At 52.3% G+C, this 23,815-nt stretch carries 21 protein-coding genes; 15 read left to right on the top strand and 6 right to left on the bottom strand.

Annotated features, from left to right (window positions below; all coding sequences use genetic code 11):
- Nucleotides 1–68 precede the first annotated feature (68 nt).
- Nucleotides 69–1,418, top strand: a complete 1,350-nt coding sequence (locus ATY27_RS00550) for an IS1182 family transposase (RefSeq protein WP_208932133.1) — start codon at nt 69–71, stop codon at nt 1,416–1,418.
- A gap of 216 nt (nt 1,419–1,634) precedes the next feature.
- Here ATY27_RS00550 and ATY27_RS00545 read toward each other — a convergent pair whose 3' ends face one another.
- Nucleotides 1,635–2,993 (bottom strand): alkaline phosphatase, encoded by a 1,359-nt coding sequence (locus ATY27_RS00545; RefSeq protein ID WP_208932206.1) that lies wholly within the window; start codon nt 2,991–2,993, stop codon nt 1,635–1,637.
- Between the two features lie 363 nt (nt 2,994–3,356).
- Between ATY27_RS00545 and ATY27_RS00540 the strand changes: the two genes are divergently transcribed.
- The 7 genes from ATY27_RS00540 to ATY27_RS00510 all read left to right on the top strand — a co-directional run bounded on the left by ATY27_RS00540 (nt 3,357) and on the right by ATY27_RS00510 (nt 11,732).
- Nucleotides 3,357–3,956, top strand: coding sequence for a Slp family lipoprotein (locus ATY27_RS00540; RefSeq protein ID WP_208932205.1), 600 nt, complete (start codon nt 3,357–3,359; stop codon nt 3,954–3,956).
- Entirely contained in the window at nt 3,919–4,779 is an 861-nt protein-coding gene (locus ATY27_RS00535) for a methyltransferase (protein WP_244151376.1), read from the top strand. Before ATY27_RS00540 ends, ATY27_RS00535 begins: the two co-directional genes overlap by 38 nt.
- Before the next feature lie 10 nt (nt 4,780–4,789).
- Complete coding sequence (locus ATY27_RS00530) at nt 4,790–5,647, top strand: alpha/beta hydrolase (protein ID WP_208932204.1); 858 nt, start codon at nt 4,790–4,792, stop codon at nt 5,645–5,647.
- A 198-nt stretch (nt 5,648–5,845) separates the two neighbouring features.
- Entirely contained in the window at nt 5,846–7,498 is a 1,653-nt protein-coding gene (gene fadD / locus ATY27_RS00525) for a long-chain-fatty-acid--CoA ligase FadD (RefSeq protein ID WP_208932203.1), read from the top strand.
- Nucleotides 7,499–7,620: 122 nt separating this feature from the next.
- Nucleotides 7,621–8,766, top strand: coding sequence for a ribonuclease D (gene rnd / locus ATY27_RS00520; protein ID WP_208932202.1), 1,146 nt, complete (start codon nt 7,621–7,623; stop codon nt 8,764–8,766).
- Between the two features lie 122 nt (nt 8,767–8,888).
- Nucleotides 8,889–10,226, top strand: coding sequence for an IS4 family transposase (locus ATY27_RS00515; RefSeq protein WP_208932201.1), 1,338 nt, complete (start codon nt 8,889–8,891; stop codon nt 10,224–10,226).
- A gap of 147 nt (nt 10,227–10,373) precedes the next feature.
- Nucleotides 10,374–11,732: a DUF4397 domain-containing protein gene (locus ATY27_RS00510; RefSeq protein ID WP_208932200.1), complete on the top strand. Its 1,359-nt coding sequence runs from the start codon at nt 10,374–10,376 to the stop codon at nt 11,730–11,732.
- A 70-nt stretch (nt 11,733–11,802) separates the two neighbouring features.
- On the opposite strand, the gene minE is transcribed toward ATY27_RS00510, so the two are convergent.
- The 3 genes from minE to minC are packed head-to-tail and all read right to left on the bottom strand — an operon-like array spanning nt 11,803 to nt 13,589.
- Nucleotides 11,803–12,066: a cell division topological specificity factor MinE gene (gene minE / locus ATY27_RS00505; RefSeq protein WP_031571909.1), complete on the bottom strand. Its 264-nt coding sequence runs from the start codon at nt 12,064–12,066 to the stop codon at nt 11,803–11,805.
- 2 nt (nt 12,067–12,068) lie between these two features.
- The gene (gene minD, locus ATY27_RS00500; RefSeq protein ID WP_208932199.1) at nt 12,069–12,878 is read right to left on the bottom strand and encodes a septum site-determining protein MinD; all 810 of its coding nucleotides are present in this window, start codon (nt 12,876–12,878) and stop codon (nt 12,069–12,071) included.
- A gap of 12 nt (nt 12,879–12,890) precedes the next feature.
- A complete protein-coding gene (gene minC / locus ATY27_RS00495) occupies nt 12,891–13,589 on the bottom strand; it encodes a septum site-determining protein MinC (RefSeq protein WP_208932198.1) in 699 nt (232 codons plus the stop codon).
- A gap of 169 nt (nt 13,590–13,758) precedes the next feature.
- On the opposite strand from minC, the gene ATY27_RS00490 reads away from it, so the two are divergent.
- From ATY27_RS00490 to ATY27_RS00470, 5 genes are read left to right on the top strand one after another with little or no spacing between them, the layout of a single operon-like run.
- Nucleotides 13,759–14,040: a YcgL domain-containing protein gene (locus ATY27_RS00490; protein WP_208932197.1), complete on the top strand. Its 282-nt coding sequence runs from the start codon at nt 13,759–13,761 to the stop codon at nt 14,038–14,040.
- A 33-nt stretch (nt 14,041–14,073) separates the two neighbouring features.
- Nucleotides 14,074–15,246 (top strand): lytic murein transglycosylase, encoded by a 1,173-nt coding sequence (locus tag ATY27_RS00485; protein ID WP_244151375.1) that lies wholly within the window; start codon nt 14,074–14,076, stop codon nt 15,244–15,246.
- A 10-nt stretch (nt 15,247–15,256) separates the two neighbouring features.
- Nucleotides 15,257–15,952 (top strand): fumarylacetoacetate hydrolase family protein, encoded by a 696-nt coding sequence (locus ATY27_RS00480; RefSeq protein ID WP_208932195.1) that lies wholly within the window; start codon nt 15,257–15,259, stop codon nt 15,950–15,952.
- Nucleotides 15,949–16,449 carry a YcgN family cysteine cluster protein gene (locus ATY27_RS00475; RefSeq protein WP_208932194.1) on the top strand — a complete coding sequence of 167 codons (501 nt, stop codon included), beginning with the start codon at nt 15,949–15,951 and terminating at the stop codon, nt 16,447–16,449. The genes ATY27_RS00480 and ATY27_RS00475 overlap by 4 nt, the downstream gene beginning before the upstream one ends.
- Before the next feature lie 31 nt (nt 16,450–16,480).
- On the top strand, nt 16,481–17,122 hold the full coding sequence (locus ATY27_RS00470; protein ID WP_208933370.1) for a mechanosensitive ion channel domain-containing protein: 642 nt from the start codon (nt 16,481–16,483) through the stop codon (nt 17,120–17,122).
- A 98-nt stretch (nt 17,123–17,220) separates the two neighbouring features.
- On the opposite strand, the gene ATY27_RS00465 is transcribed toward ATY27_RS00470, so the two are convergent.
- A complete protein-coding gene (locus ATY27_RS00465) occupies nt 17,221–18,180 on the bottom strand; it encodes an L-threonylcarbamoyladenylate synthase (RefSeq protein ID WP_208932193.1) in 960 nt (319 codons plus the stop codon).
- Between the two features lie 154 nt (nt 18,181–18,334).
- The gene (cysZ, locus tag ATY27_RS00460) at nt 18,335–19,051 is read right to left on the bottom strand and encodes a sulfate transporter CysZ (RefSeq protein ID WP_208932192.1); all 717 of its coding nucleotides are present in this window, start codon (nt 19,049–19,051) and stop codon (nt 18,335–18,337) included.
- 143 nt (nt 19,052–19,194) lie between these two features.
- Here cysZ and smc point away from each other — a divergent pair, with 143 nt between their 5' ends.
- Together smc and zipA are read left to right on the top strand one after the other, a co-directional pair.
- Nucleotides 19,195–22,650, top strand: coding sequence for a chromosome segregation protein SMC (gene smc / locus ATY27_RS00455; RefSeq protein ID WP_208932191.1), 3,456 nt, complete (start codon nt 19,195–19,197; stop codon nt 22,648–22,650).
- A gap of 21 nt (nt 22,651–22,671) precedes the next feature.
- Nucleotides 22,672–23,481 carry a cell division protein ZipA gene (zipA, locus tag ATY27_RS00450; RefSeq protein ID WP_208932190.1) on the top strand — a complete coding sequence of 270 codons (810 nt, stop codon included), beginning with the start codon at nt 22,672–22,674 and terminating at the stop codon, nt 23,479–23,481.
- The last annotated feature ends 334 nt before the right edge of the window (nt 23,482–23,815 follow it).

Genomic DNA, 23,815 nt, shown 5'->3' with positions numbered 1-23,815 from the left:
TGACAAAGGCCTGGACGTAGATCCAGGCCTTTGATCTAATAGAGGGAGTCCAAACAGGAGCTGCCCTCATGCTCAGAGATATCTCCCCGCAACAACATCAGCTTGAAATGGTGACACTGGAACAGCTGGTGCCACAAAACCATCTGGTTCGTAAAATCGATACCACCATAGATTTTGAATTTATCCGTGCTGAAGTCGCTGATTTGTATTGTAAAGACAATGGCCGGCCGGCGATTGACCCGGTGATGCTGTTCAAAATCATGCTGCTTGGTTATTTGTTTGGCGTGCCCAGTGAGCGCCGGCTGATGCAGGAGATTGAGGTCAATGTGGCCTATCGCTGGTTTTTGCGTTTGTCGCTGACCGATAAAGTACCGGACGCTTCAACGCTCAGTCAGAACCGTATTCGCCGTTTCAACGGGACTGATGTGTTCCAACGGGTCTTCGACCGGATTGTTGAGCAGGCCATTGCCAAAAGGTTGATTGGCGGCCGCGTGCTTTACACCGACAGCACGCACTTAAAAGCCAGTGCCAATAAGAATAAATCCATCAATAAGTTAGTGGCAGCCAGTACCTCGGCCTATGTCGACCAGCTCAACGCGGCGATTGAGGAGGAGCGCAAAGCCGCCGGAAAAAAGCCACTGGCTCCCAAGGATGACAGCGTCTGTGAACTGAGCGAGATAAAAGCCAGTACCACAGACCCTGACAGTGGTTTTATGACGCGCGAAGGCAAACCGCAGGGCTTTTTTTACCTCGACCACCGCACCGTCGATGGCCGGCACGGCCTTATTACTGACACGCACGTCACGCCTGGCAATCAGCACGACAGTCAGCCTTATATTGCGAGGCTTGACCGGCAACTGCAGCGTTTCCAGCTTGAGCCGGTCGCGGTTGGGCTGGATGCGGGCTACAACACTGCGATGCTGTGCCACCTGATTAAAGCGCGGCAAATTGAGCCGGTGATGGGCTACCGCCGGCCCAACAAAGGCAAAGACTTATTGCGCAAAAGCGCGTTTGACTACGATAAAGACAGCGATTGTTACCGCTGCCCGCAAGGCGAACTGCTGCAGTACAGCACCACCAATCGTGCCGGGTATCGTGAGTACAAATCCGACCGCAACAAATGCAAAGATTGTCCTATCCGCAGCCGCTGCACGAAAAGTGAGAATCACACCAAAGTATTGACCCGACACGTATTTGAAACGGCCAAAGAGGCAGCCAATGAAACCCGGTTAAGCGCATGGGGCAAGAAGATTTACAAAAGGCGCAAAGAAACAGTAGAGCGTAGCTTCGCGGACGCCAAACAACACCACGGCCACCGCTATGCCCGCTTCAGAGGGCTGGAAAAAGTCCAGATGCAATGTCTGCTGGCGGGTGCTGCGCAAAACATCAAGAAAATGGCGTTACTGCTGGCCGCCTGAGCCAGTCTCAAGCCTAAATCCCTATCAACCAAGCCAAATGCCGGCTCATTCAACACCAGCCCAATCAAATTCAACAACCCACAACTCATTATTAAGCCATGACCACTGACGGAGAATGCACCACTCCTGAAAAGCACAAACCCCAGAAAACTGGGGTTTGTCATTAATCTGAAAGGCAGCTAAAGCTGCCTTTTACTACAAACGCTATGCGTGGCGTTATTTTTTCTCAATAAAATTCAGCAGTTTGCTGGCAATCGCTGTGTTGTCCTGAAAGCCGGCAAATTGCTGTGCATCTTTGCCATAGGCCAGCACAGGCACATCAATCGCGGTATGGGCGCCGCTGGTCCAGCCGGTATTGGAATACTTGTCGATCAGCTTTTTCGCCTGTTTCGCCAAAGGTTCCAGCAAATCAGCTTCGGCTTCCAGCACGTCCACTTCATTGCTCCAGTCTTTGGCAGCATAAACTGGCGCCAGCTGATTGATTTGTTGGCTCAGCGCCTGCCATTCGCTGTCGGTTAACTTCAGGCCGGTTTGCGCCAGCCAGACCTGTTTTTGCTCTGCCGTTTTGGCTTTCACCAAAGATTTTGCCAGCACCGGCCCAGTTTGTTTCACCGCTTTAATCACATCGCGGTTCCAGGCATAAATACCGTTGGCGCCGAGTGACAGTCCGCCAGTTTCATGGTCGGCGGTGATCACTAATAAAGTATCGGGGTTGGCATCAACAAAGGCCTTAGCCGCTTTGATGGCGTTACCGAAATCATGCATTTCTGCCATGGCACAAGCAATGTCGTTGGCATGGCCACACCAGTCGATCTGGCTGCCTTCAATCATCACCACAAAACCTTTGCCTGCACTGCTCAGTAATGTCAGTGCTTTTTCGGTCATTTGTACCAGCGGTTGCTGCACCTGATTGTCCAGTGTGCTTGGGAAGCCAACCGGTGCCAATAGAGCTAAAGCCGGTAAAGATCTGATTTTATTGAAGTCCTGCCAGCTGTTGGCATATTGATAACCCGCTTGTTTAAACTGATTCGCCAGATGGCGGTCTTTACGCTCGAAGTAGCTGGTACCGCCGCCAAACATCAGATCCGCCACAAATTTGCCGTCGACTTTGTTATCAAAATAATCATTGGCAATTTCGTCGTAAGCTTTGCGGGTTTTGTTGTGTGCCACAAAAGCGGCTGGTGTTGCGTGGTTGATTTGCGCGGTGGCAACAATCCCGGTGGCTTTGCCCTGGTGCTTGGCAATTTCCAGCATGGTGGTCAGATTTTTATGGTCGTGATCGACGGCAATCGCGCCGTTATAGCTTTTATGACGCGTCGACAGTGCGGTCGCGCCGGCGGCAGAATCCGTCACTATAGTGTCATCATCCGGGTATGTGGTGGCAACACCGACCCAAAGTTCATCAAAAATGGTGGCTTCAACCGCTTTAGTCGCCGGGTCATCCATATAGTAGCGATATGCAGACAAATAAGCCGGGCCCATGCCGTCACCGATCATATAAATGATATTTTTTGGCGCTGCCATCGCAGACGCGGGCAGCAGGGCGGCCAATACAGCCAGAGAAAGTTTTTTCATGATGGTTCGCCAGGGGTTGGGTTTGATTACTTAAGCATGCGCTGAAACAGTGCCATTGTAGGGCTTTGCGTGTTGATTCGACAACAACTGCGATCAACGAAAGTCTGCATGCGGCAGATGACAAAAACATGACCAGAAGAACTTTGTCGCTGCTCTTGCGTGACGCAAGTGTCTGACTTATTGTGCTATAACAAAATTTTCGACATTGCTGCAACTTTAGCCGTCGTGCCAGGGTCGAACCTCTGCCGGTTTCTGTAAATGGTCCAGTTCGCGGAGTTCGGCAGCGAAGCACCCGGTGTTGGCCGGGTGGAAGTATCAAAATGCTGTGACATTCAACAGCAGTAAACAAGGATCTGACGTCGTATGAAATTTATCCCGATCCTCTTCAGTTCATTATTAGTGTTAGCTGGCTGTGCCAGTTATCCCGAACAAGTCCGGGTTGCCGATGAGGCGACGCTGGTCAGTTTTCCCGCCACGATAAAAGCCGGTTTGACTCAAGGGCCTGCCCGCTGGAGTGGTGTTATTGCCAAAGTGCAGAACAACAGCCAGAACACCAGGCTGGAAATCGTTTATTTCCCAAGCGGCAGCCATGGCCGGCCCTTAGTGGAGAAAAATACGGAAGGTCGTTTTGTCGCATACGCCAAAGGCTTCCTGGACCCGGTGGTTTATCAGAGTGGCAAACAAGTGACCGTGCTGGGGCAACTGGCCCCATTTGAGGCTGGCAAGGTCGATCAGTATCAATACAGTTATCCGGTGATTGAAGCATCAGCGGTTTATTTGTGGCCAAAACAGCAGGAAACGACCCGGGTAGATGTTGAACCCTGGCCGCTGTGGCGCGGACCCTATCCGTACTGGGGCTATGGCTCTGGCATTCGGATCAGAACAACAATTCCAACAGGTGAAACACCGACACAAGGCCCGGCTCATGTTCAACATCAAGACCAAGGTTCGCAACAGCGTTAATTCGGCTGTGTTCGTTTTGTGCTGTGTAGTTTCTGTCGCAGAAGCGGCAGTACCGGAAGGTTTGCAACAGTGGCTTGATTCTCCGCAGCGCAGCAGTGAAAACAAAGCGCGGGATCAATACCGGCATCCCGGTGAAACACTCGGATTTTTTGGCTTACAGCCGACGCAAAAAGTACTGGAAGTGTGGCCGGCGCGTGGCTGGTATACCGAAATTCTGGCGCCTTACTTAAAAGATCAGGGCGAGCTGACCATTGCCAATTTTCGACATAACGACGGTTCGCTGGAAGACGAGAAAAAAATCTTCTGGGCCAAATTATCTTCGCGCCTGGACGCCGATATCCGGAAAAACCCAAAGCATTTTGGCGCGGTGAAGGATCTGGAATTTGATCCACCGGCCATGATGCAGCTTGGCCCGGTAAACTATTACGACAAAGTACTGAGTTTTCGCAATTCCCATATCTGGAATGAAGCCGGATATCTGTTGGATGTTTATCGCGCCTTATTTGACGTATTAAAACCCGGCGGCACTTTGGGGCTTGTTGAACACAGATCGAGCCGTTTGTCTGAGATCTCCAGTCGCGCCGGTGAAGGTTATCTGGATGAATATTATGTGATTTCTGTCGCCCAACAAGCTGGTTTTGTGCTGGTTGAACGCTCTGAAATCAATGCCAATCCTCGTGATACTAAAGACTATCCGAAAGGTGTATACGCGTTGCCACCTACGTTGGCGATGGGTGAAAAAAATAAAGCCCGTTATCTTGCCATCGGCGAGAGCGATCGGATGACGCTGCGCTTTATCAAGCCGCTGCCGACTGTGCAATAAGGCGGATTGTTTGTATCCGCCAGTCTGCTATTCATTGCCGTCTGGCCTGCAACTGGCAGGCTGGTATGCCGGTGCTGAGCCACTGACGCAGCCGGTACTGTGCCTGCATGGCTGGCTCGATAACGCCAATTCGTTTTTACCACTTGCGCAAACGATGCCTCAATTGCCATTGTTGGCGCTGGATCTGGCTGGCCATGGTCTCAGTAGCCACCGCAGTGCAGATGCCCATTATTATCTGCTCGATTATGTCGCTGATCTTGCCACGTTATGCCGGCAGCAAGGCTGGCAGCAGCTCACGGTAATAGGGCATTCGATGGGCGGTATGGTCGCGACTATACTGGCCGCCAGTTTCCCGGAGTTAGTCAGTCAACTGGTGTTGATCGATAGTTTGGGGTTCATCACTACAGCTGCAGATGCCACTGCATCACAACTGCGTAAAGCAGTGATTTCACGCGAACAAAGCCATCACAAACAAAAACCTCAATATCAGACTCTGGCGGCTGCGGCCGCAGCCCGGCAGCAACAAAGTGATTTTGACGATGCGACAGCGATGTTGCTGACTGAACGGGGTTGCGAGCCAATTGCGGCAGGATTTAGCTGGCGGGCAGATTTGAAATTACGCGAAGTGTCGGCATTTCGTCTATCAGAGACCCAGGCACAGGCGCTGATCCGCAGTCTGCAATGTCCGGTACTGGCGCTGATGTCTGCACAAGGCCCAACCGAGATCCGTAATGCAATGCAGCAGTATCAGGCTGATTACCCTCAACTTGAGCTGGTGCAATGCCCGGGTGGCCATCATTTACACATGACGCATGCCAGCGACTGTGCCAGCGAGATCCAACGTTTTTTGCTGGAAAAGCGGCCATAAGCAGATATATTGGCTGCGCAGATTGTCGACAAAGCAGCAGATAGTGGCCAATTGTATATCAGAAAAAATTGTGGGATGATTGAGGATTAGAGTAAAAACTCAGAAGTCGCCGTTTAACGTAAATATGATGCTGATTATTTGCATAAGCCGGTGAACATACCTATAAAAACAAATAGAAAAAATGACGAGGAGACGAAGGTGGAGAAAGTCTGGTTAAAGCGTTACCCGCCTGGCGTACCGGCAGAAATCAATGCCGACCACTACAGTTCGTTAGTGGATATTTTTGAACAATCCATTGCGACTTATGCTGACCGTATTGCCTACATCAATATGGGTAAGTCGATCACGTACCGCGAACTGGACCAACACAGCCAGGCCTTTGCCGCGTACTTACAAAAACTCGGACTGAAAAAAGGCGATGCTGTCGCCATTATGATGCCAAACCTGTTGCAATATCCGGTGGCGCTGTTAGGTGTGCTGCGTGCCGGTTGCACCGTCGTCAACGTCAACCCGTTGTATACGCCGCGTGAATTACAGCATCAATTGAATGATTCGCAGGCAAAAGCCATCGTCATTGTGGAGAACTTCGCGCATACGCTGGCTGATGTCCGCGCCAATGTGAAGCTGGACCACATCATTCTGACCAAAATGGGCGATATGCTGGGGCTGTTAAAAGGCTCGATCGTCAATTTTGTCGTGAAGCACATTAAAAAGATGATCCCAGCCTATCAGTTACCTGGCGCAATTTGTTACAAACAACTGATGCAGGATGCACAGAGCCTGACTTACCAAAAGCCTGTTGTAGTGGGCGAGGATCTGGCCTTTTTGCAATATACCGGTGGTACCACCGGCGTTTCCAAAGGCGCCATGTTAACCCACCGCAATATGGTGGCAAACCTCGAGCAAGTCGCAGGTTGTATCGGGCCTATTCTGAACCCGGGTAAAGAGTTTATTGTTACGGCGTTACCGCTGTATCACATCTTTGCGCTGACCGCGAACTGCCTGACCTTTATGAAATATGGCGGCACTAATCTGCTAATCACCAACCCGCGGGATATGCCCAATTTTGTCAAAGAACTGAGCAAATACCCGTTTACTGCGATCACTGGTGTCAACACACTGTTTAACGGCTTACTGAACTGTCCGGGTTTTGCTGAGCTGGATTTCGGCCGGTTGAAACTGTCGTTAGGCGGTGGCATGGCGGTGCAAAAACCGGTCGCCGAGCGCTGGCAGAAAGTCACGAAAACCCGCTTAGTTGAAGGTTATGGCCTGACCGAATGTGCGCCGCTGGTCACAGTCAGTCCGTTTGATCTGGATGGTTTTAACGGCAGCATTGGTTTACCGGCGCCTTCCACACATATCAAGCTGATCGATGACAATGGTGTTGAAGTGGCACCGGGTGAAGCCGGCGAAATGCTGGTGCAGGGGCCGCAAGTGATGCGGGGTTACCTGAACCGGCCAGATGAAACCGACAAAGTGCTGAAAGATGGCTGGTTATATACCGGTGACATCGCGCGGATGGATGAGCAGGGCTTTTTCTACATTGTCGATCGGAAAAAGGACATGATCCTGGTCTCGGGCTTTAATGTCTATCCGAACGAAATTGAAGAAGTGGTCGCGATGAATGAGAAAGTGCTGGAAGTTGCTGCGGTCGGTGTACCGAATGAAGCGACCGGCGAAGCAGTGAAGATTTTTGTCGTGAAAAAAGACCAAAGTTTGACCGATCAGGAACTGATCGCCCACTGCAAAGAACGTTTAACAGGTTATAAAGTACCGAAGCTGGTAGAATTCCGCACAGAGTTACCCAAAACTAATGTGGGTAAGATTTTACGTCGGGAATTAAAAGGCTGAGTCCTTGCTAAAAAAAACCGCCGACAGGCGGTTTTTTTTATTCGGTATCAGTCGATGCTGCGCTTTCGGCGTGGCCGCAAATGAATGACCATTGCTGAATGGCTGCACAGAAGGATCAACCGATGAATTACCAGATGCTGACTGCGGATGCTGCACTTGCAGCCTATTGTACCAAAGCAGCGCAAGCGCCTTATCTGGCGTTGGATACTGAGTTTATCCGCACTAATACTTTGCTGCCTAAACTCGGCTTAGTGCAGCTGAACGATGGCGACAGTGTGGTGCTGGTTGATCCGCTGTGCATCAAGGACTGGCAACCGCTGGCTGAGTTACTTGCCAATCCGGCGGTACTGAAACTGGTGCATTCCTGCACGGAAGATTTAGAGGCGCTGGCATCAGTTGGCATCGAACAAATCACACCGTTGCTGGATACGCAGCTGGCGGCAGAAGTCATCGGCTGGGGCGGCAGCATGGGATATGCCCGGCTGGTGGAACAGATGCTGGGGGTCGTAGTCGACAAAACCGAATCCCGCACCGATTGGCTGGCGCGACCGCTGGCTGAGACCCAGCTACAGTATGCTGCCAACGACGTGGTGTATTTACTGCAACTCACCCCGGCCTTACTGGCCGCGCTACCCGGCGAACGTGCCCGGGACATCCTGCTTGCAGAAGGCCGCTCACTGATTGAACGACGCCAACGTCAGATGCCGGCTGCGCTTAAATATCTCGAACTGAAAAACAGCTGGCAGTTCGCACCGCGCGAACTGGCGATCTTGCGGACTTTTTGCGCCTGGCGTTGTCAGTATGCCGAAGAGAAAGATCTGGCGTTGTCTTTGGTGATCAAAGATGCGTTGTTATATGAACTGGCGCGCCGCAAACCGCAAACGATGGAAGCGTTAAGCCAGGTCGAGGGCATGCAGGGCAGGGAACTGCGCCGACATGGTCAGCTCTGGCTGCAATTTATCCGCGAAGCAAAAGCGCTGGCTCCGGTTGAATTGCCGCAAACTTTTTACCATCTGGACAGTTTTCCTGGTTACAAACAAGTACAGCAACAACTCAGTGACGCGATTAAAGCCGCTGCGACTGCGGCCGGCATTCCGGCTGAAATTCTGTCGGTCAAACGCCAGCTCAATGAATATCTGAACTGGTGCTGGCGGGTGACCGATGAAGAGCGGCAACAACTGCCATTGCCGGAATTTTTAGGCGGCTGGCGCCGTGACATTTTGTTGCCGTATTTGCCGGTGCCACCACAGGTCCAGGCGCTGATTTAGACAAAACCTGATCTGGTCAAAAAAACGCCGCGTATACGCGCAATGCAGATCAGTTAAGAGTACTTGACCGATCCTGGCAGTGTAGGAAAATCCGGAACCCGTCATAGGTTCCGGATTTTTTTATGCCGTTAATTCAGGATTTAACCGAAGTCATTGAGATGTCCGGGGAGCCCGTCGCCCGGATGGAAGTATTTGCCAACCATATTCCAGATGAATGGGTCCGTATCGCCGCGGCCTTATCCGACAAGGTCACTATCCGCCGCAGGCGATTGCCCGCTGATATGGTGTTGTGGCTGGTGGTCGGTATGGCTTTTTTTCGCAATGAACCTATCTCAGAAGTCGCCCGTCATCTGAATATCTGTGCTGATGGTCTTGCCAACGATGTGCTCCTGGCTGACAGTGCGCTGTCGCAAGCCCGTCAGCGGCTTGGCGAACAACCGGTTGAATGGTTATTCCGTCAATGTGCGCAAGTCTGGGGTCATGAGCGTTATCCTGCTGATACATGGCATGGTCTGCAGGTATTTGCCGTCGATGGTGCTCTGTTCAGAACGCAGGATAATCCTGAGCTCAGAGGCCATTTTGGTTCGGGTAACACCGCTACCAACCGTCAGACGCCTTATCCGATGTTGCGTCTGGTGGCGCTGATGAATGTGCGCTCGCATGTGGTGGTCAACGCAGCCATCAGTCCTTATCGCAAAGGCGAAATCCCGTTGGCCCGCGATTTCATTCAATCCTTGCCGGCGCACTCCGTGACGTTACTGGATAAAGGTTTCTTCAGTGCGGACTTGCTGCTGGGCATTGCCGATGAAGAAACTAACCGGCACTGGCTTATCCCCGAGCGTAAAGGGCTGGTGTATACCGAAGTCGAACGCTATGGCGATGGYGACCGYTTGTTGCAGATGAAAATCTCCCCACAGGCGCGTAAAAAGAACCCGGCATTGCCGGAGTTCTGGCAAGTCAGGGCTGTGACCTATGAAATTGCAGRTGGCGAGAAAACAGTCTTYACCTCATTACCTGCGACAGAGTTCACGGCACACCAGGTGGCGACGCTCTACCATGAGCGCTGGGAAATAGAATTAGGCTTTCGGGATATTAAAAGCTCGATGCAACACAATACCATCACGCTTCGCAGCAAAAAGGTGGCGTTGGTGTATCAGGAATTATGGGGACTCTTGCTGGGATACAATCTGGTCCGAAGAGAAGCCAGTCAGGCAGCAGTCGCGCACAAACGAGCCCCTGATGAAGTCAGCTTTAAGTTTGCCTGTCAGTTTATAGCCAACAAACTGGCGATGATGGCAGGCGCTATCTCACCATCGCACACGGCAAGAAGACTGTCAGAGCTGCGCGGTTGTATCGGCAATCTGTTTATAGAAAAACGCCCCAGGCCAGCAAGGCCCAGGGCGGTGAAGATATCCAAAACCCGTTATCCGGTAAACCGCAATGCGGCTCCACTTAAGTGAAGAGCATTGCGCGTATACGCGGCGTTTTTTTATCCGGATCAATGTAAATTATTGGCTAAACCCTTCATTTAATTGCATTCATTTTATTGATCTCTGAGGGGATGGCCCGGCGTAAGCAGTCTGGTTTGATCAACAGAGGATAATAAAATGCAATGGAAAAACTCGTTAACTGTGCTTGCCCTGGGCGCAGCTTTGACTTTGACTGGCTGTGGTAGCAGCGATAGCGATAAGGCGACTCCGGTCGTGACGCCAACCGTCAGCCTGAAACTGGTGCATGCCGCTTTCGACGCCCCTAACGTCAATGCCACATCAGGTGATGCGTTTAATGCCAGCAATATTGCTTTTGGTAAAGCCAGCGCCGCCAGCAAAGTACCGGCCACCGGGCTTGGCCTCGCTGTGAGTGCCATCTTACCCGACAACAGCACTACCGCCGTGTTAACGCCATCTCTGACCTTTATGGCCGGCCAGAATTATACCGCCTATGCCGTCGGTAAAGTCGCGGATGGCAGTTTAAGCGCGTTATTGGTCAATGCGCCGGACAATGCACCAACCGCTGGCAATGCACTGCTACAGGTCGTGCATGCTGCCGCTGGCGTACCGACCGTAGACGTGCATCTGACCGCACCGACAGCGGCACTGAGCAGCAGCACAGTGACTGCAACCTTACCATTTAAACAGTTCACTGGCGCGGTTTCAGTACCGGCCGGGGATTACCGCATTCGCATCACGCCGGCCGGTGCTGCTGGCACTGCCGTATTTGATTCAGGCACTGTTGCTATTCCAGCCGGCGCAAATCTGCAGGTTGCTGCCATCAACAACCGGTTTGCTGGTCCATCGCCTGTGTCCTTATTGACGGTAGACCCAACCGGTGCCACCGGCGATATCAAAGATATCAACAGCACGACAGCGGTACGGGTGGTGCATGCAGTGGCGGATGCGCCGGCAGTAGATGTGTTGTTGAATAACAGCAAGGCGATCAGCAATCTGAAGTATCCGGAATTTACTGGTTACGCCCAGCTGAAACCGGGCAAATATAACGTCAAGGTAGCTGCGAATGCGGACAACTCAGTCGTGGTGATTAATGCGGATTTGGATTTGGCAGCCGGCAACTTCGCCACTGTACTGGCGACTGGCTCGTTAGCTGCAAACAGCATCAAACCCTGGGTGTTAGCCGATACTCCGCGTCGGGTGGCGACTGCAGCGCAGGTGCGGATTGCACACGCTTCGACAGTGGCAGGCAAAGTGGATATTTATGTCACGGCCAGCCGTGATATCAGCAGCAGTAATCCAGCCTTTAAGGATGTGCCTTTTATAGCAGAGACCGGTTATGTAAGTTTAAAACCGGGTAGTTATGTTGTGACGGTCACCCCAACGGGCAGTAAAACTGCGGCGATAGGGCCGGTCCAACTGGAATTGGCAGGCAATAAAATCTACACCGCTATAGCGCGTGATGGCATCGCCGGTGCAGCGCCAGGTTTGATCCTGTTGGATGACTTTAATCCGTAATAGTCAGATGCTGACATCTTAAAAAAGCAAAGGGCAGCCAACGCTGCCCTTTTTCCTGAATCGTATTCACTTAACCGCGTTTATCTTCCGGGAAGGTTACGTTCAGTTCCAGCACTGACAATTCGTCCGAGCTTTTCTCCAGCGTCACTGACACCTGGTCATCGGCGATATCAACGTACTTGCGGATCACTTCCAGAATGTCCCGTTCCAGCTGCGGCAAATAATCCGGGCTGGTGCGGCGACGCCGCTCGTGTGCCACGATGATCTGTAAACGCTCTTTCGCCGTCGACGCGGTATTTTTCTTCGAAGAACGGAAATAATCGAGTAATGACATGATTAACCTCCGAAGATCCGTTTCAGCAGACCTTTTTTCTCGACGTTCAGGAACCGGAACGGCACAGTTTCACCAACCAGGCGGGATACTGTATCGAGGTAAGCCTGACCCGCGTCACTGTCAGCATCCAGAATAACCGGCTGACCAGAGTTCGACGCGTTCAGCACCGCCTGCGATTCCGGGATCACGCCCAACAGTTTAATCGCCAGAATGTCGTTCACATCATCGACACTGAGCATTTCGCCTTTTTGTACACGCTCCGGGTTGTAGCGCGTCAGCAGCAAGTGTTCTTTGATGCCCGGCAGGCCTTGTTCGGCACGGCGGGACTTGCTCGATAACATGCCTAAGATCCGGTCAGAATCGCGTACTGAAGAAACTTCCGGATTGGTGACGACAATAGCTTCGTCAGCGAAATACAGCGCCATCATAGCACCGGATTCGATACCGGCCGGTGAGTCACAGATAATAAAATCGAATTCGTCAGACAGCTCGTTCAGGACGCGCTCGACACCTTCTTTATGCAGCGCATCTTTGTCGCGGGTTTGCGAGGCCGGCAGAATAAACAGGTTGTCCAACCGTTTGTCTTTGATCATCGCTTGTTTCAGATTGGCTTCGCCGTTGATCACATTGACGAAGTCATACACCACGCGGCGTTCACAGCCCATAATCAAATCGAGGTTACGCAAACCGATATCAAAATCGACGATCACAGTTTTGTGACCTTTCAGGGCCAGGCCAGTACCAATTGCCGCGCTGGTTGTGGTTTTGCCGACACCACCTTTACCTGATGTCACCACTATAATTTTTGCCATAGCACAAAGTCCTTAGAATAATTCTGCCAACATTAACTGTCCGTCCTGCAAACCAATACAAACTGGTTTCCCCCAGTAGTCACCTTGCAGGTTGTCGCTTAACCAATAGTTACCGGCAATCGAGATTAACTCGGGTTGCATATTGTAACAATAAATCTTTTTTGAGGCGTCGCCGCCGGCACCAGCAATGGCTTTGCCCCGCAATGCGCCGTAAATATGAATGTTGCCGTCGGCGATGACTTCCGCGCCGGCACCTACAGTGCCTCGGATAATCAAATCAGCGCCTTTAACATAAATCTGCTGACCGGAACGGATGTTCTGCTCAATGGTTTTGTTTTCTGTGGTGATCACGGTTGGCGCGGCTGGCGCGACAGGGGCAGCCTTGACCGGTTCTGTGGTTTTCCCTGCTTTGGGCGGTTGTAATGCCGCTAAGCCGGCGGCGTGCGCTGCTTTTTTTAACGCAGCGTCGGCACCACAGACACCGACTAACACCAGCTGTAATTCAGTAAACAGTTGTTTAATCGCAGCGAAATCCGGGATTTGGTCACAGTTTTCAACACTGATCACTACCGGAGCCTGGGTAAAAAAGCCAGGCGCCTGGGCCAGTTTGTTGCTGAGTTCCTGACGCAAAGCGGCGACGGAAAAATCCTGACAATACAGCACTGATAAAGGAAACAAACTGCCTTTGAGTTCGATGATTGGATCAGACATAGCGACCATGTGAAAAAAGGTTAAAAAAAAAGTGGTCTGCACCAATTTCGTCAAACGCCGGAGCGACGTTTTTCCGGTTTTACCCGCCGGGCATCGGTTCGCAGATTTAGCGGTTCATGGTATAGTCTGCGCCCCTGTTAGGCAAGTTACCCGGAACACAATTTCTGTCATGCTGAGCGCAATTTATAAGAGCCCGAAAAAACCTGAGACTTACCTGTATGTCACGCGCCGTGACGATTTCAGCAAAGTCCCGCCAGCTTTGTTAGAGATGTTTGGCAAGCCACAGTTGGTCACTGTGCTGGACTTGAACTCGCGTGCCACGCTGGCTGGCGCTGACCTTGCCAAAGTCCGGCAAATGCTGAGCGATACCGGCTATTACCTGCAATTACCACCACCACCGGAAGATCTGCTGAAAATTCACAAGAATTGGCTGGACGGGCAGGCTAATTAACTGGCCACCCAGAGTTTTAAAAAGGATATGTTGTTGAACAGAATTATTTTTCTGACAGCTTTGGCGTTGACTGTTGCGGCCTGCAGTCATGCCGGTCAGACCCCGCCGGTCAGTGTTGCTGCTAATAAACCTCAGTCGGCAGTTGCCACCAAGCCGGCCTCCCAGCCAGCAACTGCGCAGCCCACAGTAGTTGCCGCAGCACCGCAAGCTGATAAGACCGCCGCCGGGTTTGCGGTTTATGTCAAAGGCCTGCGGCAGGAAGCAGAGGCCGCAGGTTATCCAAAAACGTTGTTAGACCAAGTGTTTCCGACGCTGAAATTCCATCATACCGTCGTAAAGGCGGACAAAGGCCAACCTGAGTTTGTCGAAACCCTCGACACTTATTTACCCAAACGCGTTAATGCCCAGCGTATCAAAATGGCGCGTGAAGCCTATCAGAAGTATCAGGCTGAACTGGCGCCTATCAGTGCGAAATATGGCGTGCCAGCCCGTTTCATCGTGTCCCTGTGGGGGCTGGAAAGCGCATTCGGCCGCATTACTGGTAATTATTCAGTGCCTTCCGCTTTAGCGACTATGGCCTACGAAGGCCGGCGTGAAGCAATGTTCCGCCGCGAATTTTTCCTGGCGCTGGATATTCTGCGCGACGGTCACGTTAAGTTCGCCAGTATGAAAGGCTCCTGGGCCGGCGCTATGGGGCATACGCAGTTTATGCCCAGTGCCTTTATGAAATACGCGCAGGACGGTGACGGTGACGGTCACAAAGATATCTGGACCAACCGACTGGATGCTTTTGCCTCGATTGCCAGTTATCTGAAAACCGAAGGTTGGCAAAATGGCCAAAGTTGGGGCCGCCAGGTGCGTCTGCCGAAAAACTTTGATTACGCCCGCGTGATCCCAAAAGGCAGTAAAGATCGGGCGCAGTGGTTGCAATGGTGGCGCGAACGCGAACTGCCATTGAGTCAATGGCAAAAACTGGGAGTGCGTTTAGCCGATGGCTCACCGCTGCCGGCCTCTGCAATGAAAGCCGCGGTGGTGATGCCGGATGACAAAGACGGCCGCGCCTATCTGGCGTACCCGAACTATCAGGTGCTGATGCACTGGAACCGCTCTTATTATTTTGTCAGCAGTGTCGGCTACCTGGCCGATGAAATTGTCGCCAAACCTGCGGCGAAAAAAGCTGCCGCAACAGCGGCCACAGCGCCGTAACGGAGTCGGAATGCGCTATCAACATCAGGATCTGCAAGGCAACGCCGTCGCACTGCCGGTCGGCAAAGTCGTTTGTATAGGTCAGAATTATCAGGACCATATCACCGAGATGAACAGCAAAACCGCGCCGGACGCACTGTTTTTCTTAAAACCAGCCACAGCACTGCGCCATTTTGCTGAGCCCTTGGCAATTCCGCAGGACCGTGGTGCGGTGCATAACGAAACAGAAATTGCTGTCTTGATTGGCAAGCCGTTATCAGCAGTGACGCCAGAACAGGTGATGGCAGCAGTGTGGGGTTATAGCCTGGCGCTGGATTTAACCTTGCGTGACGTGCAGGCTGAGCTGAAAAAATTGGGCCGGCCCTGGGACATCGCCAAAGGTTTTGATGGTGCTTGTCCGGTCGCTGGCTTTGTGCCGGCAGCGCAGGTTGCTGACGCGCAGGCGTTGACCTTCAGCCTTGATGTGAACGGTGAGCGACGCCAAACTGGCGATGCGACGCTGATGATCCGCGGCATTGCGCAGATGATCAGTGAAATGTCGTATTGGTTCAGCCTGCAGCCGGGTGACATCATTTTAACTGGCACCCCGGCTGGTGTTGGGCCCTTGACCACAGGCGATCAATTGCTGCTAACTTTAGACAATCATTTTTCGGTTCAGAGTCAGGTGAGTCACACCCCGGCACTGGCCGTACGGAGCGGCGCATGAGCCTTGCAGAAAAATTCTGGGAAACGAAATCCCTGATGGAAATGAACGACGAAGAATGGGAAGCGGTCTGTGATGGCTGTGCCAAATGTTGTCTGAATAAATTTATCGACGATGAAGATGAAGAAGCCGAAGGCCCGACTGATTTTATCCGCGAAGGCGAAACCGTCCATTTCACCAATATTGCCTGTCAGTATCTGAACAGCAATAAATGCGAATGCGACTGCTATGAGCTGCGCACAGTGCTGGTGCCGGATTGCGTCAAACTGACGCGGGAAAACCTGAAAGACATTTTCTTTATGCCAACCAGCTGCAGCTATCGTCGTCTGCAGGAAGGGCGGGGTTTGCCGAGCTGGCACCCGTTACTGAATGGTGGCAAGAAAAGCCTGATGCACAAAAAACAAATGTCGGTGCGCAATAAAACGATTTCTGAGCGGGCGGTCAGCATTGATGATTTTGAAGATCACATCGTGACCTGGCCGCTGAACGATTTGGATTAAAGCAGAGTTTATTAAGGAGTTTTTGCAAGTGATGGATGCCAATCTGAATTGGATCACTGAGCTCAAAACGCTGACTGAGCACTATAAGCCGGAGATAGCGCAGCTGATCATCTCCGGTATTGTGTTGCTGTTTTACGCCGTATTAAGCCGGCGTATTGCGCCATTTATTTACCGCACTATCGCTGCGACCATGCTGAAAGAGGATATGAACCGCCGCGCCATGGTGGTGTTTCATATCCTGCTATTCCTGCTGCTGGTAGTCGTGCTCAGTATCATTTGGGGCATTGATATCAAAGGTTTACTGGTGCTGGCTTCGTCGATGATTGCGGTCGTCGGTGTGGCGTTATTTGCCGCCTGGAGTTTACTCAGTAATATCACCGCGTTTTTTATCTTACTGGGACAAACGACCTTTGCGCAGGGACGCACTGTCAAAATTGTCGATGGCAGCAATGCGATTGAAGGCATCATTGAAGAAGTGAATTTGTTTTCAACCACCCTGCGCACCAAAGAAGGGGAATGTGTGGTGTATCCGAATAATCTGATTGTATCGCGACCGGTTTATGTTAAAGAGCAGCAGCATTGCAAAACGCAGCTGGTGAAATCCGCAGAGCGTTGGCATACCAAACGCGAGCTGGCACTGAAACACCGGCAAAAGCCGAAATCAGTCAGTTAAAAAAAGCGCCGTCAGGCGCTTTTTTTAAATCCATAATGCGGCAGATAAGCCGCGACGTATGACGTCTGTTCTCACTGTGTGATCTGTAGTCAGTATCGTTAGCTACAAGCCCGGCGCAGCCGGTCGTTGACGTCGTCCCATTCCGGCGTTTGCGGTGGTTGCTCCAGATAAATCTGGCTGCCCGGCATCGCGTCTGCTTCAAATAAGCTGCGATACAACAACCGGGCGTAACCGGCTTTATCTTGCGGTAACTGCCGGCTGTGTGGCAGTGCCAAATCAGTAAACTCAGCACTTTGATACAAACAAATCACTGCGTCAGTGGATTGTTGCAATGCGTTTTGTAATTCCGCTTTATTGAATATTTTCAGCGGTTTGCCGGGCTGGTAATGCGCTTTGACATTGCCTGGTACGGCCACATTGTGTGATTTAGGTGCGCTGACCGGAACCCCTAATACCGTTTCCAGTTCAGCCACGCTGATCGGGCCTGCGCGCAGCACCTGTGGCTGTGCAGAAGTTAAATCGACTATGGTGGATTCCAGGCCAACACTGCAATCCCCGCCGTCCAGCACCGCAGCGATACGACCATCTAAACCTGCCATCACCTGCAAGGCGCTGGTGGGGCTCAGTTTCTTATATGGATTGGCGGAAGGAGCTGCAACGGCAAGACCGGTACGTTGTAACAGTGCCAACAACACCGGGTGGGCCGGCATCCGGATGCCGATACTGTCTTTGCCGCCAGTGACGACAGGGCTGACGTTTTCGCCTTTGGCTAACAATAAGGTCAGCGGGCCTGGCCAGAACGCCTTGGCCAGCAACAACGCTTGCGGTGGAATGTCACGCGCCCAGTTACTAAGTTGCGCCAAATCCCCAATATGCACAATCAGCGGATGATTGGCCGGGCGCCCTTTGGCGATAAAGATTTTAGCGACGGCTTGTGGATTGCTGGCATCGGCAGCCAGACCGTACACTGTTTCAGTCGGCACAGCGACCAGTTCACCGGCCTGCAGCAACTTGGCTGCGGCATCCTGATCGGTTAATGCAGATAACAGTAAGGTCATAACAACTCCGGCGCAAAAATGGCCGCGTATTATATCGTAAAAGCAGGGTCTGCAGAAAGCATGGCAAAACGACTACGCGCAAGCAGTTGCGTCTGTGGGGAACTGGTGAAAACAAAAAGCCCGCACAGGCGGGCTTTTATCTGTAGAGCAAGCGTCAGCGTTTGGCGTAATGCGCTGTTTTGTAGCGGTCAACCCACATGGCGGTAGCGCCACAGACGGCAATGGGCATCACCAGCAGATTCAGAAACGGCACCATACTGCCGATGGCGACTGTCATGCCAAAGCTGTAACTGCCGGTTAAGTCACCGCGAAGCTGCTGGCGCATGGTATGAAACGGCACTTTATGGTTGTCGTAGGGATAGTCGCAGTACTGAATGGCCATCATCCAGCTGGTGAATAAAAACCAAAGTAACTGGCCCACCAGCGGTAACAGGAAAAACGCCAGCAGAAACACCAGCGCCCGCGGCAGGCAATAAACAAACTTGGTCCATTCGCGGCCCAGCATGCGGGGGACATCTTTCATAAAAGCGGCAAAACCTTGTTCCGGCAGCGCCTGACCGGTCAGATGCAATTCAACTTTTTCACTGAGCAGCGCATTAAATGGTGCAGCGATAAAATTCGCAATCATGGTAAAAGCAAAAGCCAGTGATAGCACCACACTCAACACTACGACCGGCCACAGCAGATATTCGAGGAAGCTCAACCAGTCCGGTACCCAGCCCATCAGATGGTCAACCCAACCCTGCACTTGTTGGATCAGATAAAAAAACGCGCCGGCAAATAAAATCAGGTTAATGCCGAGCGGGATCAGCACATAACGGCGTAGTCCTTTGGTACTGAGCAAACTGAGGCCCTGAAAGAAATAATGCATGTGAATACTCCGGCAGAAAAGGCGATACGGTCCAGGCGTTGAGCTTATGAGGCAATGGCTTGATCTGCAATAGTTTTGCCGTGACAGCCATACCCCATTTTGTTACAGTCTGTGAAACTTCAACCCGGTCTTCAGCCTCTGGCATGCGCCTAAAACAGATAAAACTTGCCGGTTTTAAATCCTTTGTTGACCCGACCCTGGTGCCGTTTCCAACGGCAATGACCTGTGTGGTCGGGCCAAACGGCTGCGGTAAATCCAACGTGATTGACGCCGTGCGCTGGGTGCTGGGTGAAAGCAGTGCAAAGAACCTGCGTGGCGATGCGATGACCGACGTTATTTTTAACGGCTCAGCGCAGCGTAAACCAGTGTCTCAGGCCTCTGTTGAGCTGGTATTTGAAAATACCGAAGGCCGGGTGCAGGGCAGTCTGGCCGATCGCAGCGAGATCTCGGTCAAACGCCTGGTCACCCGTGACGCGCAGTCGCTGTATTTCCTCAATGGCAGTAAATGCCGTCGCCGCGACATCACCGACATCTTTTTGGGCACAGGCCTTGGCCCGCGCAGTTATGCCATTATTGAACAGGGCATGATCTCAAAGCTGATCGAGTCCAGACCGCAGGACCTGCGGGTGTTTATTGAAGAAGCGGCCGGTATTTCCAAATACAAAGAACGCCGCCGTGAAACCGAAACCCGCATCAGCCACACCCGTGACAATCTGGACCGGCTCGCTGACGTACGGGAAGAACTCGGCAAAAACCTCGACAAGCTACGCCGCCAGGCCGCAACGGCAGAGCGTTACAAAGAATTAAAAGCCACTGAACGCCGGCTAAAAGCTGAGTTGACTGCGCTGCGCTGGTACTTTTTTAATGAACAACTACAGCAGGCCGAACAGGCACTGGCTGTGCTCGAAACTGAATATCAGCAGTTTATGAGTGAGGGTTCCGGCGCTTTTCGCGCGGTGGAACAGCTGAAACAACTACAACAAAACCTGCGGGACAGCCTGGCACAAACACAACAGCGCTTTTATCAGCTCGGCAGTCAAATCACCGCACTGGAGCAACAACAGTTGCATCAGCGCAGTCGCCGTCAGCAAATTCATGAAGAAAAACGCCAGCTGCACAACGAGATCGAGCAAGGGCTGGATCTGCAAGTAGCGGAAGAACAGCAACTGGCAGAGCTGGAACTGTTGTTGCTTGAATTAGCGCCGACACTGGAATTGCTGGAACAACAACACGACGAGTTACAACAGGCCTATCTGGACGCCGAACATCTGGGTGTTGACAGTCAGCGCGCTTATCAACAGGCGCAGCAACAGGCGTTTGCGTTGGCGCAACAAATACAACAACTGCGGTTATCGGCTGAACATTTACACAGTCAGATCCAGCGGGCGCAGCAGCAGGACGAGGCGCTGGCGGCGCAGTTACTGACGTTGTCGCCACAGCCACTGCAGGCCGATTTGCAGCAGTTACAGCCATTAAAGCAGCAACAACGTAGCCAATGTGAGACGCTTACTGCAGAGCTGGCTACAGCCGAATTACAACTGGAGGCAGTGCAACAGCAGTTACAACAATGTCAGCTGAAAGGGAAAACTACCGGACTGGAGCTGACAGCGTTGGCGCAGCAGCACAGCGCGCTGACCCAACAACTGCAGCGGCTGGAGGCAGAACAACCGCTGTTACCCAAACTGCAGATTGCGCCCGGCTGGGATATCGCGGTGGCGGTGGCGCTGCAGGCGCTGAATTTCAGTCAGCTGACAGTGGAATTCCCGGCAACGGCACCGGAGCATCATTTGTTGCAGCCAAGCAGCGGCAGTTTTGCCGCGGCAGATCCGGCGTCGTTGGCGGGGTTAGCCACGCTGGCCAGTCAGATCAAGGCCGATGCTCGTGGGCAGAAACAAATCCCGGCGCAGTTCTGGCAAATCTTTTGTGTGCAGGATTACGCACAGGCGCTGCAGCTACAACCCAGCCTTGCTGCCGGACAGTCGCTGATCTGTCCGCAGGGCCGTTGGCTCGGGCCGAACTGGTTGCAGGTGCCGGATCAACAGGCCCGGCAAAATCCGCTGCAGCTACAACAGCAGCTGGGACAACTTACCGCACAGCAGCAGACGCTGAGTGCCACCCAGCAACAGCTGGCGCAGGACGAAGTGCAGCTTCATGCAGAGCTCAATCAGCTGCGGCAAAAGCTCAGCACTGGTCGCCAGGCGCTGGCAACGGCGCAGCAGCAGCTGCAAAGCAGCGTGAATCAGCAGCAACAACTGGAATTTCGCCTGACACAGTACACACAGCAGTCCGCGCAGCTGGAGACGCAGCGTCAGCAACTGGCGAATGACATTCTGTTATGGCAGGAACAGCAGGCGCAGCAGCAAGAGCAGTTATTTTTGCTGGAGGACGAGGCTGCTCTGCAGCAGGATACACAGCGACAGCTACAACAACAGCAAGATGCCCATCAGCAACAGCTCAGGCAACGGCGCGAGCAGGAACAGCAACTGAATCAGCAACTGACCGCGCAACGTCTGCAACAGGTCAGTCTGGAACGGCAATTAGAAGCCGCGCGGCTGCATCTGGTGCGCAGCAACAGTCAGCAGCAAAAACTGCGTGAACGCCTGAGTTTACTGACCGATCAACTGGAATTGCTGGACGAACCGGATTTGGCCGCGCAGGAAGAGCTGCAGGCACTGATTTTAAGCCGCGATGATGCCGGCGCGGAAAAGTTACAGCTGGAACAGCAGTTACAGCAAACCGATGAGCAAATTCGCAGCCTTGAGCAAGGCCAGCATGGCGTGCAGCAACAGTTAGCGGCCCGGCAAAAACAAATGGAACATTTGCGCCTCGACGCCGAAGGTTTTCGCGTGCGCGCTAACAATATGCTGGATTTGCTGGCAGAGCAGCAGGTGCAACTCAAGGAGCTGCTGCAGACTTTACCGGCCGATGCGCAGGAGCACGTCTGGCAGAACAATCTGGAAAAAACAGCCGAAGCATTAAGCCGGCTCGGGCCTATTAACCTCGCGGCGATTGATGAATTTAACCAGCAGGATGAGCGGAAAAAATATCTGGATTTACAACATGATGATTTAACCGCGGCGCTCGAAACGCTGGAAACGGCGATCAAAAAAATCGACCGCGAAACCCGGCAGAAATTTAAAGCGACTTTTGATGCAGTGAATGAGGGCTTACAGACTTTATTCCCGAAAGTATTTGGTGGTGGTAGCGCCTATTTAGACCTGACCGACGACGATTTATTGGAGACCGGGGTCAGTATCATGGCGCGACCCCCTGGTAAAAAAAACAGTACTATTCATTTATTATCCGGTGGAGAAAAAGCGCTTACCGCTTTATCATTGGTGTTTTCTATTTTTCGGCTCAATCCGGCCCCCTTTTGTATGCTGGATGAAGTCGATGCTCCGCTGGACGACGCCAATGTCGGGCGTTTTTGTAACTTAGTCCGGGAGATGTCGGAAAGCGTGCAGTTTATTTATATCAGTCACAACAAAATTGCGATGGAGATGGCCGCTCAACTGATGGGCGTGACAATGCAGGAACCCGGCGTGTCACGTGTAGTTGCGGTGGATGTGGAAGATGCCGTCAAAATGGCACAGGCCTGATAACTAAAAGGTTAAAAAACAATGGCTGAAGAATTTCGTTATGCGTTAATTGTATTAGGTGTGTTGGCAATGGCTGGTCTGGCGTTGCATGGCTGGTGGTCAGCGCGCAAGGCGTCGCAGCAGGCCCAAAGCCGCTATATGCCGGAAGACAAATCCTCAGGTGCGCCTGAAGGCTTTGATGAATACGGTGTCGGGAAAAAACGCAAACTGGCCCCCGGCGAGAAACCGCAGCCAAAACCGGCACCGAGCGTGGCACCACGCAGTGACCGCCTGCGTGAGCCGGCAAAAAAATTCCGTGAAGAGCGAGAAAAAACGGCAGAAGTCCATGACGAACCGTCGTTGTCATTCAGTGCTGACGATGATGTTGACGTCAGTCACGACACTGAGGTTGCCGACCAAGGCCCAAGTGAAGTGTTGATCCTGTATGTGTTACTGCCGGAAGGTCAGGAAATCAACGGCGCCATGTTGTTGCCAAGCCTGCTGACGCTGGGCTTTAAATACGGTGAGATGAATATTTTCCATCGTCATCAGGACAGCGCCGGCTCTGGTGGCATCTTGTTCAGCCTTGCCAACATGTTTAATCCGGGCACTTTTGATCTGGAAGAGATGGATAAACTGCAAACCCGTGGCTTAAGTTTGTTTATGACGTTGCCAGGACCTGGTGAAGCGCTGCAGAGTTTTAACCTGATGCACAGTGCAGCCCGCAAACTGTCGGATGAATTTGGTGGTCAGGTGCTGGATAACACCCGCAGTGTGCTGACGGTGCAAACCACCCGGCATTATGTGGAGAAGATCCGCGAATTCCAGCGTCAGCAGCTGATCCGCAACTGACGTTCAGTGAGTAAATCCCCAAAAAACCGGCCTCGCGCCGGTTTTTTTATTCGCGCCATCCATGGCGCTCACCTTGCAGGCCAACGCTTTGCGTTGTTAAAAATTGCTCCAGGCAATTTTTTTATGTCCAGGGATGGACGGTACAGTGAAGCAGGGATTTAGAAACGCCAAACTGTTGGCGTTTCGCCTGATGAACGCCATTCGCACTGCGAATGGCAAATGCAGGTACGTGGTACCCAGAGTTTGTCGGTGATTCGCGCCTTCCATAGCGCTCATTTTGTTTGGCCGACCATAGACCATCCCCGGCCTTGTCAGACAAATATCAATAAAATGT

The organism is Rheinheimera sp. F8 (assembly GCF_001518915.1).
The sequence above is the reverse complement of the archived record's forward strand: the minus strand, read 5'-3'. Positions and strand labels throughout refer to the sequence as shown.